Origin of the sequence: Caballeronia jiangsuensis (assembly GCF_046030135.1) — a bacterium.
Lineage (GTDB): Bacteria > Pseudomonadota > Gammaproteobacteria > Burkholderiales > Burkholderiaceae > Caballeronia > Caballeronia jiangsuensis.
The window spans coordinates 43,045-55,475 of the sequence record NZ_JAQQDB010000026.1; the positions used below are offsets into that span (position 1 = coordinate 43,045).

Here is a 12,431-nt window from a genome sequence, read left to right on the forward strand (position 1 = left end):
ACCTTGCTGATAGAACGTTAAGCGTTGACGAGTACGTCTCGCACGTACTCCTCCTGCCACTGTGGGCTGCCGGACTTGACGTGCTTGTCGAGAAGCGCTTGCGCACGGCCGTCCGAGCGGAGGTAGGCGAGCGCTTCTTTCGGGAACTGGGCCTGCAGCATCCGGCTTTGTTTAGCCGTCACCCACAGGTAGTCGCGATTGGGCACCGCATCCGAGATCATCTTGATCTGATGCGGCGTGAGGCCGAATACATCGCGATACAAGCCTTGGTTATTGATGGCGTCGCTGTTGGGCAGGTAAATGAGGTTGGGGATGTTCTCTTTCAAAATCTCAAAGTTCGGCACGCGCGCAAGCTGCCCGAGCGACTGCGTCGCCATCACCAGCGCGGCGTTGAGCTTTCGGATGGTCACCGCCCAAATTTCGAGGCGCGCGTAGAACTTCGGGTAGGTAAAGAAGAAGCCCGCCTCTTCAATTTCGATCACGGTGTAGCGCTTGCCGTCGAGGATCTGGGCGATCCGGTAGAACGCGTAGTCCATGAACAACGCGGCGGCCACCGGGAAGTTTTGGAACAAGTCGCCCATCTCGATCGACAGATCGTCGGAGATCGCGAAGCCGTCTTCGGCGTGATCGAAGAACTTGCCGTTCTTGTTGCCTTCAGTCCAAACCTGCAGTCGCTCGCGAAGATCCGCGGGCAGCAACGTGATCAAGCTCGACAGACGCCACTTCTCAGCCGGAAAGCCGAGCGCCAGCGTCTTGATCCGATCGTAGATTTCGGTCTGCTGCTGCGGCGTGCAAGTGTAGTCCTCGCCCTCGATGGCAAGCTGCACCCAGTCCGCGACATATGACCAGTGCTTTTCCTCGCCGATCAGCGAAAGCGGATTGACCGAGGTCGCGGCCTCAAATCTGCCGGTTGCATCGATGAATCGACCGCCGCCGAGCAGGGACGGGATACGGGTCGATCGGTCCTTGTCGAAGCGGATGCGGCGCGCGCCGTGACGGCCCGTCTGCGTCATCAGGTAGTTGAGAAACACAGACTTACCCGCGCCGATTGGACCGACGACGAGCGTATGGGCCTTGCCCCCCGGATGATGCAAGTCAAAATACTGGAGCGTGCGATGGCGGGTCGGCAGGCAGGTCAGCGGGCCGGTTTTCGTGCCGGACTGCTGCGTCAGCCATTCGTTGACCTTCGAACCCTCGCCCACACTGCAAAGTGGGGCGATGTCGGACACCGCGGGCGTCTCAACGAACTGCAGACGCCTTTGCTGGTCCCACCGGCCCGGCAGCGTTGCGCTCCACGAGGCGAAGAGGTTCGTCTTTTCGAGGATTACACCGAAGCCAGCATTGCCGATGACGCCGACCACCTGACGCGTTGCGTCCTCGCACTCCTCAGGAGTGCTCCCATAGACGACCACCGAAATGTTCGCGAAGCCGTACTGCTGGCCTTCGGCGTCGAGCTTCGCCAGCGCGTCGCCCGCTTCCTTCGCGAGAATCTCACGGCCTTCGTCGTTCTTTTGCTCTTCCTTCGTTGCCCACTGCTTGAGGATGGCGACGGGATTGAAGGCCGCGACCTTATAGAACCCTCGAATCTTCTTAATGTAGGCGCTTGCACGTGATGTGTCGAGGAATCGGAACATCACACAGACGTCCAGTTCCGCGTCCACCTGTGAGAGAACGTCGAGCGCCGCCTCCTGAAAGCCCATCCACTCCTTGATGCCGATGATGCGGGCGTACACCTTGCCGTGCGCCGATTCAAACATCAGCTCGGTCGCGCCGATTGTGACTTCTGTCTCGGTCAAATGCGTGTCCAGCATCGTGACCGGATAGCGCACGCGGCGCTTGGGCGTCGACGGATTCGCTCGCTGATGCAAGAACGACAGGACGTTCTGAAGCTGCAGCCGCTTCATCTTCAAGCGCGTAACGCCGCCGACGAATCCGTCGATCACCGACTCAAACCGCTTGATCTCGTTCTGGATCTTGGTCAGGTCGAACGCGAAGGCGCTGCGCGCGAGAATCGTGTCTTTTACCGCTTCGAACATCGCCACAGCCAGATTCTTGCCGCCGACCGTCATGTGATAGCCGATCTTGTCGAAGATCCGCGAAATGCCGGTCTCAGGCGTGAACGCCAGCGCGAGCGAGTGAGAGTTCTTGAAGTACTTGCCGCTGCCGATGATCGCTTGATTTATCGCGTCGACGCGCGCATCGGCTTCCGACGCGAACGTGCCGTCGATGCCTCCGCGCACGCGCCGGTGCGACATGCGCCACCACGCGGTGATGCGGTGATCGAAGTTGCGGCATGCGTGGTCGAGATTGTCGCGGGCGGCCGTGATGTCGCCGGGGTTGGGCGAGTCAGCGTCGATGCCTTCAAACTCGAACACGGTCAGCAGCGACCCGTCCTTGTTGAGCACCAGTTCGGGCGTAACCATCGTCGCCCAAGGCGCGATTTCCTGCACCGCGCGCTTGGTGAACATCATTTTCAGCATGGAAGGTCCTGATCAAACCCATATGGGCGCTTGAAGCGCGCGCTAAAACGGCTGCTCGGCCCCGGCTCATAGACGTCTGGGTAGCGGTTGTACACCAGCATCACGATTCGCCACCACGGGTCAGTCGAGCTTTTCCAGCGCAAGAACACATGCACCACGACGCCGACAAGGAGAAATCCCGGGGTCCAGCTCGTGTAGGTGAGCAGCGCCGTCATCGTCCCGTTGAAGATGGCGAGCCCCCGGTCTGCCCCGCCCATCTGGCGCGGCAATGAGAGGCCTCGACTAACCTTGTGCTGGCGCATATCAGCAGGCGTTGGCCATGTGGAAGTGGCTCTGCATGATCGGCACCGCGACCGACGCGATACCGAGGCCGACGAGCACCACCGAGAACGTCTTGGCGATATTGCTTTCCGAGTTCGCCACCGCGACGCCGCCGAGCGTGATCAGCACGATGCCGATGCCGTACAGGTACGGGCCGCTGATCAGGTTGCTGATCGTGCAGATGATGTCCGTCAGGCCCGTCAGGTTCGAAAAATCACCCGCGGCCATAGCGGCCACCGACACGACGCTCAGCAGCGCGCCGACCAGCATGGACTTGCCCGGACGCAGACGTTTTGCCACCGTCGCGGCTCTGTTGAGTACCTTCTTGCCCTTCATTTGATGCTCCCGTTAAAAAACGCGTTGTAGGTCGTAATCGTTGTTTTTGAATCCCCGGATTTCGAGGATTTCGGAGACATGCCGCATCTCGCCGGTGCGCTTGAAATGCACGACGTAGTTGAAGCAGTCAGCGATGTTTTTGCACATGTCTTCCAGCTCCCACCGCGATCCGGTCGGGATGCCGAGCATGGCGAGCGATTCGAGGCGGCTGAGTGCGGTGCGCCCGTTGTTCGCGTGAATGGACGCGAGGCCGCCATCGTGGCCGGTGTTGAGCGCCTGTAGTAGGTCGTACGCTTCGCCTCCGCGCACCTCACCAACGATGATGCGGTCGGGCCGAAAGCGCAGGCATAGCGCGACGAGCAGTTGCGTCGTCACGTTCGTGTCGGCGTTAGAGAGCAACCGCACGCGGTTGGGCACGTGCAGCTTCAGTTCCATCGTGTCCTCGATAGAGATCACCCGCTGGTCGGACGGGATCTGTTCGATCAGCGCGTTGAGGAACGTGGTCTTACCTGCTGACGTGCCGCCGGCGACGAGGACGTTTTTGCGTGATTGGACGAGCGCGACGAGCGCGCGCATGAGCGCCTCGTCTTCAATGCCTTCCTCGAAATGGATTGCTTCGGCGAATTCCGGCCGAGCATTCGCGGCCGAGAACGCGCCCATGCTCACGTAGTCCGCGAGCGTCAGCTTCGACTCGCGGTGCTTCCGGATGCTCAGCGCATGGCCGTCAATCGAGGTCGGGCTCATCACCGCCGCGATACGCAAGTTTTGGTGGCCCGCGTTGATGATGCCTTTGTCGCTTCCCGCTTTCGCTGACTTCTCGACGGAAGAGGCGAGCGAGTGGATCGCGCCTTCGAGCTGTTCAGGGCGCAGGTCGATGTTCTCGCGTGTCATCACGCCACGACGCTCCACCCAGACGTTGCGATAGTCGTTAATCATGATTTCCGCGAGGTCGGGCGAGTCCAGCAGCTCGCGCAGCGGCGAAAGCGCATGGAAGAACATGCGCACGGCTTCCGCTTCGAGGGGGCGCAGCTTCAGGAGTTGGTTGTCGGCAGACTCAGACATGCGATGCTTTGTGGGCTATCTAACATGTCGGCTATTGTTGGCGTTCGCAAACGCGCGCAGGCATCGAAAGAGGCGTCAAATTGAGCATCTTTCTTGGCCACTGCGGCAATATCCTCGGGACTGCAACCGAAAAGGCCGACCGATTCATTCGCTGAGGTCGGCGACCAACGCTCTCCGGAGAGCGTCCCACTGCGCTCAGTCATTTCCTTAAGTTGCTGAAATCACAAGGGAAAGTGCTTGTTACAAAAGTTGCCGGATATTCACACCCCCCTTAGTCGGCACACTTTTTATATTATGAAACGCCGCGGCTTACTGACTGGCGCTACCAGACCGGCTTGCTATATTGATCGTTTCCGCCCTCTCCGGAGTCGTCTCCGATGCGCGTCGGAAAACCAGTCAAGCCTCTTCCCCACCCCAATTGCGACTACTGCGGCACGACCGCGACGCTCGTGCACGCCGGTAACGACGCCTACCCTTACCGCGACGATCACGGTCCGCTGTGGCTTTGCGCGGCCTGCCAGGCGTGGGTCGGCGTTTTTCCGCGCAGCACCCGCCACGTACCGCTCGGCCGTCTCGCCGACGCCCGCCTGCGCGACCTCAAGGCGAAGCTCCATGCGGCGCTCGAACCGTTGGTTGCCGCGAAGGTCCGGCGCGATGGCTGCAATGTGTTTGAGGCGCGCGCCAAAGCAATGAAGTGGCTAGCCGGCGAGATCGGGGCGGATGCGGAGAAGTGCTCGATTCATACGCTCGACGCGGATCAATGCGAGCGCGCGATCGCTGTTGTTGAGCAATTCCAGCGCGCTCGCACCGCTAGCCCTTCAGAACCAGCGTGGGAAGATCGTTAACACGGGCAGTCAATCAAACGTTTGCTATGTCTCGCACCCTTCCCTTCCAGCGCTCTTCTCAGGCAGTCCGCGCGCGCCTTAACAAAGCGCAATTGCTCCCGATCCCGCGTGCCGTCGCCGATGACCTCGCGCTTCGTGCGCACCTGTCGTTGGAAGCCATCCGCGGCGCGTGCGACCACATAGCCCCCGCGCAGCACACCACCGAAGTCGTGTTGCTCGGCAAGTTCCTCAGTGAGGCGGGCCACGGCGAGTTTTCGCACGAATCGCTGCTGGCAGCCGACCGGGCGATGGCCGAGGTGTTCGAAGGCGGCCGGCAGACCGGAACGTGGGGGGTGTCGTCGGAGTCAGCCTTCGCGCTGCTGGCTGCGATCGTCAGCATGTACGACCGGCAACTGCATAGCGCGACGCTCGGCGCGCTGACCACGGCGAGCGACCGTTTGGAACGGTTCAAGGGCGGAGAGGCATACCAGCCGCTGCAGAAACGCCGGGCCTGAGCCTCGTGCATAGTCGAAAAAAAAGCCCGGCAAAATCGCCGGGCTTCGTCTTTCAGGGGAATGCCCGGCCAAAGCCGGGGACTAGCAGATCACCTCCATCGTTTCGCCAAACGGCGCTTTCCGAGCCCGTGTCAGAGGCGTGGTTGACGCCCACAACACCGGGTAATGCGGCGCGACCGTCGGGAAGCGCCCCACCATATCTGTCAGATAGACCAGAAAGGCGGGGTTCATACCGTCTTCCGCGACTCGATTGAACGGCTCGACGAACGCCGTCCCGCCACCACCACGCACAGGCTTGATCTCGGGCGAGTCGCCCCGCTCGAAGATCTGAACCTGCGTGACGCGGGTATCGCAATCCATCACGACCAAGCGCGCGGGCTTCAACGAGTGGAAAACCGCGAGGATCTCCGCGTCGAACTGCGCCTGCGTCTCGTCGAACACGGAACCGCTGGAGTCACGCACGAATACCGCATCGCCGATCGCCGGTGTGTGCAACGACGGCAGATAGAAGCCGAGATGCAGATACCGGCGATGTGGCGCCGCGAAGCTGTAGTCCGACGGCGACGACTGCTGCGCAAAGCGATGCAGCACCGATCGCCAGTCCACGACGGGCCGCACCGCTTCGCCCGCCATCGCCTGCAGATCACCAGGGAGCTTGCCGCGCATCGCGGCCGCTTTCGCGGCTTGCGTAACGGCAACCTTCCACTCCGCTTCCTTTACCGGCTTGTCCGGCCCCTTGTAGGGCCGCACTTCACCGAATGAACCAGGACGCGAAGGCTGATCGCCGGGCGACTGCCCCGGCGCGGCGCCGTTCTGGCCACCGGGCTTCGGAGCCTGCTTGCCGTTCGGCTGCTGCTGGTCTTGCGGACCTGGCTGCGGCTGCTGTTGCGGCTGCTGGTTCTGCGGCTGCTGGTTCGGCTGCGGAGGCTGTTGCTGCTTTTCCTTCGCCTCCTGCGTCAGCAAACCGTAGATCTCCTCGGCCGACTTGCCCGTATAGCGCGGATCGACTAGCGCGCCTTTCGGCAGAACCATGCCCGACGACAGTACGATCGGATTGATCGCGTAGTCACAGGCATCGTTCCATCGGTTGAGGTCTCGCGCGCCCTGGCGCCAGCAGTGACCATTGGCCACATGCAGCACTTCGTGCGCGACGACACCCCGGACTTCGAGGTCGCTGAGCGATTCCATGTACGTCGGGTTGTAGCCCAGCGTTTCGCCATCCACCCAGAACGTCTTGGCAGTCGGATCCTCGCGGACATTCAATCGGAGCGCGAGCGCTCCGAAGAATGGTTGCGAGAGGACAAGCTCGGTCCGTTGCCGGGCAAGGCGCGGATGGACCGCGCTACTGCCCAACACCACATCATTGCGGTCCATGACGCCCCCTTACGCGACGAGGCGCAGTTGGCTTGCATGCGCCGATTCGATTTCCATCGGCTCCGGCTGCATGCCCATGAACGCGGCCATCAGCCCTTCAATCTCCTGTGCCTTGCTGGCCACCTGAGAACGAAGCACGCGCGAGTCTTTCAACTCGGCCCCCGTGTGCACGGCCAGATGCGTCTTCGCCTGCTCGAGGATGTGAGTAAGCTGCGGGTCGTTCGCGAAGTTGAGCTTCGGTAGCAAGGCGCACAGTTCTCGCACGTTGTTGGCGACGTCCAGTCGGACGTTGCCCGTCGCGTACAGGCGATTAGCCATCTGTGAAACGGCTTCATACAGACGCCGCACCAAGTCCTCGTTCGCGGTCGCGATCGAGGCGAGAACGTGCTGGTCCAACTCGCTCTTGAGCGTGTTGAGCACGTTCGCCGGCAACTCGACGCCGAACTGGCTCGCGTCGGGAAACGGCAGAACCGCCATCTTTACGCCGAACTTGGTGGACAGTTCAGCGAGGGTCGGATAGTCCGCCTCGTTGAAAAGTCCGTTCAGTTCTTCGCGAGCCGCCTCCTTCAGGTTCAGGTAGTCGGTCAGGAACACGGACACTGCCAAGTCGAACTCGTCCTTCAACCAGCGCATCTTTTCGGCGAAGTCCATGTAGACCATCGTCGGCAGCAGCCGCACGCCCAACTGGTCGTACTTCAGCGTGTGGTCGTAGAAGTACGAGCGGATGCGGCCGGCGAGCGTCACAACTTCTGCGAAGCTCGGCGCGTGCTCGGGCAACAGGCGTTTGTTGAATCTGCCGATGCCTTTCGCGTGGTGCTTGCTCTCGACTTCCTGCGTCACCTTGCCGTCGAAACGGCGGGCGACCCAGGTCGAAATCGTGACGGAGCAGAGCATGACCTTCGATTGGATGGAAGTGATGTCCATGAGAGAACCTCGTAGAAATGGAATGGATGAAGCCAAGAAAAAGGCCCTGTGCGTCCGAAGACGCGACAGGGCCCAACATGGGTGATGCTGAGAAAACAGATGTGCGGGTGAAGCGTCTTACTCGCCGCGGATGATCTTGCCGATCTCTCCGCCTTGCGCGCCAATGAAGGCATACGAGTTCTGGATCTGCGGCGAGCGCTGGACAGCGTCTCGCACCAGCAGCGCCGCAAACTCGCGATGCCCTTCACCGATCAGACGCTCGGTGTAGCGCACGACGCGATCAAAGTTGTTTTCGTTCGCGCGTGCCGCAAGCGCTGCCGCGATCGCGTACAACGCCGCCGGCATCGTCGGGATCATCGCCGTGTCGGGCGCGAGAAGAATCGCGTCCGGATTCGGCAGTTCGCGGAAGATCTGGAGGAAGCCAACAAGCTCGGTCGCGGCACCCTCTCCCACCGAACCGGCGTAGGAGATGTGCTCCAGGTGCTTCGGCACGACATCCATCGTCTTTGCGACGAACCCCCAGCTACGCGGGCTCGGTGCGTTTTCGATATCGCGCGACGTCTTCTGCACGGACAGCAAGTCCGGCCGGAAGCGCAGGAACGCGATGAGCGCGGGCGGGATGTTTTCTCGCACGGCCCACTGCGTCCAGTCGTCGATCGTCGGTTCGAGTTCCACCACGGTGGCGAAACGCGAGATCACCGGATCGAGAATCCCGGAGACACCGGCGTTGTCGGTACGGCGGTTCGTGGCCGCGAGGAACGTGACCTGCGGTGGCAGGATGTGCTCGCCGACGCGCCGCGCGAGCAGCAACTGCATCTTTGCGGCTTGCACGGCGGGCGAGGCCTGCCCAAGGTCATCCAGGAACCAGATCAGCGGGCGTCTGGCCGTCATCGCGCGCTCCAGATCCCCGAACGGCAGGAACTTGGCGGTCGTGCCGTCGGGCGAAGGAAACGGCAACCCTTTCGAGTCGGTCGGATCCTCGACAACCGGGTGGCTGATGAGCAGTTCGTGATCAGTCGCATGCGCGGTCTGTTCGACGATGTCGCTCTTGCCGATGCCGGGGCGGCCAGTGATGAGCACCGGCAGACGCTTCGGCACGTACAGCGAGAGGAGTTCGGTGAGTTGAGCGGGCGTGACTTTCATGATGGCTTCCAGAGAGAAGCCCCATAAAGACTACGCCCGTAGGGACGTGGTCCCTTAGGGGCAGATATGAAAAAGCCGGCTCGTAGCCGGCTTGGTCGATGCGTCGGTGACGCGGGTGATAGATGCAGTGTAGGGGTCGGGCGGTCAGACAATCTGTGGAAAGGTCACTATTTCGCATCGTCTTAAGCTTTGGCGCTGGCGCAACCGACGAAAAAAAAACCGGCACGTAGCCGGGTTCGTCGAAGGTGAATTAGCTCGCGCGCTGTTCGAGCGCCACGCGCGCGTAGGCGAGCGTACCGTCGTTTGCACGAAGCGATACCTGCAACTGCCGCACAGGATCTGCGAGCGCGTAGCGCACGCTCGTCCCCTGCCGCAGGCTGACGATCTGCGAGAAGCCGTCGGCGATCGTGCGATCTACCCACTCCGCACCGGTCAGCACCGCGCCGTCTTCCGCACGAACGCGCGACATCTCAGCCGCTTCGCGAGCGCGAGCGACCTCGCGGGCGACGCGCCTCGCCTCACGTTGGGAAACCGACAACGCCTCCCATTCTGCTTGCTGCGCGGCGTCCATACCTGCCAGTTGAAAAATGCCCCGGCGCCGAGCCGCGGCGCGAACGCCGATGAGCTTGATCCCGAACACCTCGCGCACCGCTTGCTTGCTCGCGCGGTTCGCATCGTCGGGCCGGTCCAGGATACTGAGGAGATAGGACATGTCGGCCGTCTGCACTGCCTTCGCAAACTCGTTGGCGAAAGTGCGCGTGTGCCTGCCGTGATCGAGAATGGCCAGTTGCGAGTCCAGTTGGAAGCGGCGGGCGCTGATGCTGCCCGACTTCCGCGCCTTCTCGAGTTCCGCTAGCCGGTTATCACGCGCGCTGTCGGCGAGCGTGCGCCGCAGTACCTCCGCAAACTGGCAGGTCGGTAGGCCGACATCGACGGGCTTCAGGTACGCCTCAGGCAAAGGATGCGCTTCGAGAATGCCCTTCGCGTACAGCAGGTCGTCGACTTCGACCGTCGTTGGCGAGTTCGGCACGAGACCCATCAGCATCGAGAGCAGCGCGGCATTGTCAGAGGTGATCGCCTGCTTCGAATGGCGCATCACCGTTGCGAGCGGCACGAGCTTCGCAAGCGGCAACGCACCACGCAACTCGGGCACCGCGAGAAGCGGCTTGGCCCATTGCAAGTCGGAATCGAACTTCGACAACGAAGCGTAGTCATCGATGACCGCTTGCGGAACGGGCTTGCCCGCCGCGAGCGCGTAGGCGACGTGAACCTCGTGCCGACCATTGCTCTGCCGGCTGTCCAGAATCGGGCCCGCGTAGCGGAAGCCGAACCGGCGTTGCGACTCGTCTTGCAGCAGCTCGAACAGGTCCAGCCCGCGACGGCCGCTCTTGGCCGCGTCTTCGTTGGCCTGCGCCACCTGATCGGACGAGAACAAATACAGCGGCTCGCGCGCCAGATCAAAGGCCAGATAAAGCAGTTGCCAGTGCTCGCGCCGGATTTGCCACGCTTCGAGCGCGGCGAACGACGGTCTGAAGTAAGTCGCGTCGATCTCGTCGACGAGCGACAGGAAGAGGCTTGTCGCCGTCCCGGCCCGACGAACGGTCAGCTTGCCGTTATAGCGAGTAACGGATACGGAGTGGCTGACGAACGTGAGCGCGATCTCTGCCGCGTCGACTGCTGCGACGCTCGCGTCGTCTCGCAGGAAACGGAGCACTTCGAGCATCGTACGGAAGGAATGGGCGGAGCCTGAGAAGGAAAGCTGATACATGGTCGATTGCCTCGGAAAAATTGCGGGCAATCGCTCCCTGTCGGGTCGATGCCCGGCAAGGGTTAAGTGCGCCAAAACGGGCGCGGATAAGAGTTGAGAAGCTACTACGCCGCGTCGATTAGACGGGCGATCAGACGAGCGAGCGACCACGCGTGGTCAGTCGAAAACACCTTCGCGCGGAGCAACGGCATGATCGCGTAGGTGCGGTCGAGCGAGTCGCTAAGCTGCGGTCGGCTGATGAAGTCGACATGAATAAGCCAGCCCTCGCTGTTTCCGATGCACACGGAAACGGAGATTCGTTCGTATGACGACGGCTCGGGCCGCGGTCTGCTGTGGCGCGCTCCGTACATGGCTTCGTTAGCGTCGTCCTGCAGGTTCGCGTGACAAAGCCACTCCGGTTCGAGCTCCGTTCCGCGCATGAAGCGGCACAGATCCTGGAAGACCTGATCGACCGTCTTGCCGTCGGTGTCCAGCCGAGCGACCGACTTAATATCGATCGCACCATCGGCGGCAACACCTCTTCGCAGCGCATCCGTGTTTGCTATAGACATAACCAACTCCTGAAAATGAAAAGCGCGCCCGAAGGCGCGCCAGAAAAGGAAAACAGTAAAAAAAAACCGCACCTTGAAAGGTGCGGTTTCGTCTTTGGACTCAGCTTGCGCCGTGTCGAATCACTTGCCCCAATCGCGTTCGCGATCGGCTTTGCGGCCGTTGTTGGAGGTCCAGATGAAGAAAGCCGAAATGACAATCGACATCGCCAAAACGAAGATTCCTGTGGACATATTCATTCTCCTTCCATGCTCCAAATTCCTGCGTACCATAATAGCACTCCCGCGACAGCCAGAAATCCCGGCAGCACGAATGCGTCCCACCCCTGCCCAAGCGCGGCATGCCATGACGCGGCGGCACCGCCAATCGACGCCGCCGACAGCGTATGCAGATAGCGCCCGTTCTGCTGGCGCTGTTCTTTTGACGGCACGGCTATTGAGTGAAGGATTTTCCCGAAACCGGTGCCATGTTCTACGGGCATCGAGACCCTGTACTCCCCACTAGCAGCAGCTACCGGCAACACAAAGCCCTTGCACTGGAGACTAAACGATGGAGAACATTCCGACTGCTCCATCGTTTTCATGAGCCCCAGTACCCGCGGAGCCAAATAGACACGACCCGTGAGAGGGTCGAGGCTAACGCGGTCCACGATGGTCGTACCGGAGCTGTACTCGATTTTCACCTTCGCCAGTTTCATCGACGACCTCCGCACTTCAAGTCGATGCCACCGGCCAAACGCAGGCCCTCCAACATCGCTCGATAGCCCGCGAGCGTCTCGAGTTGCGTCAGGGCGACGTGGTTTTCGCCACCGCCCGTCAGGTCGGAGCGGCCGCGCCGGGTTCTGAAGCTCAGCGCGATGCCTGAACCTCCTTGACGCTCGAGCACGTCGACAAACAACGTCTCGGTGCGCAACGACACCCGTACTTCGGAATTGCCGCGGCGAGTATCGGTGACGATCTCGTGAGCATGCGCCGGAAGACGCAAGTCCTGCGCGACGCGTCGCAGAACGCGCGCCGCATGACGTTGCAGAGCCGCCTTCGCGCCGGCATTGGCACTACTGCGGTCCGCATAGAACACTCGGGGGAATTTCATGATTTGCCTCATTGCAGACGAGGCAGGTCCCTTGCGGGAAGCC

Annotated in this window: 13 protein-coding genes; 2 read left to right on the forward strand and 11 right to left on the reverse strand. The window is 61.5% G+C overall.

Annotated elements, in window-relative coordinates; all coding sequences use genetic code 11:
* Positions 1 to 17: 17 nt before the first annotated feature.
* The 4 genes from PQR08_RS25055 to PQR08_RS25070 are packed head-to-tail and all read right to left on the reverse strand — an operon-like array spanning position 18 to position 4,199.
* Complete coding sequence (locus PQR08_RS25055; protein WP_408162657.1) at positions 18 to 2,480, reverse strand: VirB4 family type IV secretion system protein; 2,463 nt, start codon at positions 2,478 to 2,480, stop codon at positions 18 to 20.
* Positions 2,474 to 2,737: a conjugal transfer protein gene (locus PQR08_RS25060; RefSeq protein ID WP_053572942.1), complete on the reverse strand. Its 264-nt coding sequence runs from the start codon at positions 2,735 to 2,737 to the stop codon at positions 2,474 to 2,476. The genes PQR08_RS25055 and PQR08_RS25060 overlap by 7 nt, the downstream gene beginning before the upstream one ends.
* Before the next feature lie 46 nt (positions 2,738 to 2,783).
* On the reverse strand, positions 2,784 to 3,137 hold the full coding sequence (locus PQR08_RS25065; protein WP_035967777.1) for a hypothetical protein: 354 nt from the start codon (positions 3,135 to 3,137) through the stop codon (positions 2,784 to 2,786).
* 12 nt (positions 3,138 to 3,149) lie between these two features.
* Positions 3,150 to 4,199 carry a TadA family conjugal transfer-associated ATPase gene (locus tag PQR08_RS25070; RefSeq protein ID WP_408162659.1) on the reverse strand — a complete coding sequence of 350 codons (1,050 nt, stop codon included), beginning with the start codon at positions 4,197 to 4,199 and terminating at the stop codon, positions 3,150 to 3,152.
* Positions 4,200 to 4,576: 377 nt separating this feature from the next.
* Here PQR08_RS25070 and PQR08_RS25075 point away from each other — a divergent pair, with 377 nt between their 5' ends.
* Positions 4,577 to 5,044, forward strand: coding sequence for a zinc-finger-containing protein (locus PQR08_RS25075; RefSeq protein WP_408162661.1), 468 nt, complete (start codon positions 4,577 to 4,579; stop codon positions 5,042 to 5,044).
* Positions 5,045 to 5,070: 26 nt separating this feature from the next.
* Entirely contained in the window at positions 5,071 to 5,538 is a 468-nt protein-coding gene (locus PQR08_RS25080; protein WP_408162662.1) for a hypothetical protein, read from the forward strand.
* Positions 5,539 to 5,619: 81 nt separating this feature from the next.
* Here the strand turns inward: PQR08_RS25080 and PQR08_RS25085 are convergent, their stop codons facing one another.
* The 7 genes from PQR08_RS25085 to PQR08_RS25115 form a co-directional block, all read right to left on the reverse strand.
* Positions 5,620 to 6,912 (reverse strand): vWA domain-containing protein, encoded by a 1,293-nt coding sequence (locus PQR08_RS25085; RefSeq protein WP_408162664.1) that lies wholly within the window; start codon positions 6,910 to 6,912, stop codon positions 5,620 to 5,622.
* Positions 6,913 to 6,921: 9 nt separating this feature from the next.
* Positions 6,922 to 7,836, reverse strand: a complete 915-nt coding sequence (locus PQR08_RS25090) for a hypothetical protein (RefSeq protein WP_408162666.1) — start codon at positions 7,834 to 7,836, stop codon at positions 6,922 to 6,924.
* Between the two features lie 117 nt (positions 7,837 to 7,953).
* Positions 7,954 to 8,979: an ATP-binding protein gene (locus PQR08_RS25095; RefSeq protein ID WP_408162668.1), complete on the reverse strand. Its 1,026-nt coding sequence runs from the start codon at positions 8,977 to 8,979 to the stop codon at positions 7,954 to 7,956.
* Positions 8,980 to 9,229: 250 nt separating this feature from the next.
* Entirely contained in the window at positions 9,230 to 10,747 is a 1,518-nt protein-coding gene (locus tag PQR08_RS25100) for a hypothetical protein (protein ID WP_408162670.1), read from the reverse strand.
* Positions 10,748 to 10,851: 104 nt separating this feature from the next.
* Entirely contained in the window at positions 10,852 to 11,370 is a 519-nt protein-coding gene (locus PQR08_RS25105; RefSeq protein WP_408162672.1) for a hypothetical protein, read from the reverse strand.
* 161 nt (positions 11,371 to 11,531) lie between these two features.
* Positions 11,532 to 11,993: a hypothetical protein gene (locus PQR08_RS25110; protein WP_408162674.1), complete on the reverse strand. Its 462-nt coding sequence runs from the start codon at positions 11,991 to 11,993 to the stop codon at positions 11,532 to 11,534.
* Positions 11,990 to 12,388, reverse strand: a complete 399-nt coding sequence (locus tag PQR08_RS25115) for a hypothetical protein (protein ID WP_408162676.1) — start codon at positions 12,386 to 12,388, stop codon at positions 11,990 to 11,992. Before PQR08_RS25115 ends, PQR08_RS25110 begins: the two co-directional genes overlap by 4 nt.
* Between the last annotated feature and the right edge of the window lie 43 nt (positions 12,389 to 12,431).

Coding starts and splice junctions, on each gene's coding strand:
- PQR08_RS25060 (WP_053572942.1), bottom strand. CDS start 2,737: ATGGGCGGGGCAGACCGGGGGCTCGCCATCTTCAACGGGACGATGACG.
- PQR08_RS25100 (WP_408162670.1), bottom strand. CDS start 10,747: ATGTATCAGCTTTCCTTCTCAGGCTCCGCCCATTCCTTCCGTACGATG.
- PQR08_RS25055 (WP_408162657.1), bottom strand. CDS start 2,480: ATGCTGAAAATGATGTTCACCAAGCGCGCGGTGCAGGAAATCGCGCCT.
- PQR08_RS25090 (WP_408162666.1), bottom strand. CDS start 7,836: ATGGACATCACTTCCATCCAATCGAAGGTCATGCTCTGCTCCGTCACG.
- PQR08_RS25085 (WP_408162664.1), bottom strand. CDS start 6,912: ATGGACCGCAATGATGTGGTGTTGGGCAGTAGCGCGGTCCATCCGCGC.
- PQR08_RS25070 (WP_408162659.1), bottom strand. CDS start 4,199: ATGTCTGAGTCTGCCGACAACCAACTCCTGAAGCTGCGCCCCCTCGAA.
- PQR08_RS25065 (WP_035967777.1), bottom strand. CDS start 3,137: ATGAAGGGCAAGAAGGTACTCAACAGAGCCGCGACGGTGGCAAAACGT.
- PQR08_RS25075 (WP_408162661.1), top strand. CDS start 4,577: ATGCGCGTCGGAAAACCAGTCAAGCCTCTTCCCCACCCCAATTGCGAC.
- PQR08_RS25080 (WP_408162662.1), top strand. CDS start 5,071: ATGTCTCGCACCCTTCCCTTCCAGCGCTCTTCTCAGGCAGTCCGCGCG.
- PQR08_RS25095 (WP_408162668.1), bottom strand. CDS start 8,979: ATGAAAGTCACGCCCGCTCAACTCACCGAACTCCTCTCGCTGTACGTG.
- PQR08_RS25110 (WP_408162674.1), bottom strand. CDS start 11,993: ATGAAACTGGCGAAGGTGAAAATCGAGTACAGCTCCGGTACGACCATC.
- PQR08_RS25115 (WP_408162676.1), bottom strand. CDS start 12,388: ATGAAATTCCCCCGAGTGTTCTATGCGGACCGCAGTAGTGCCAATGCC.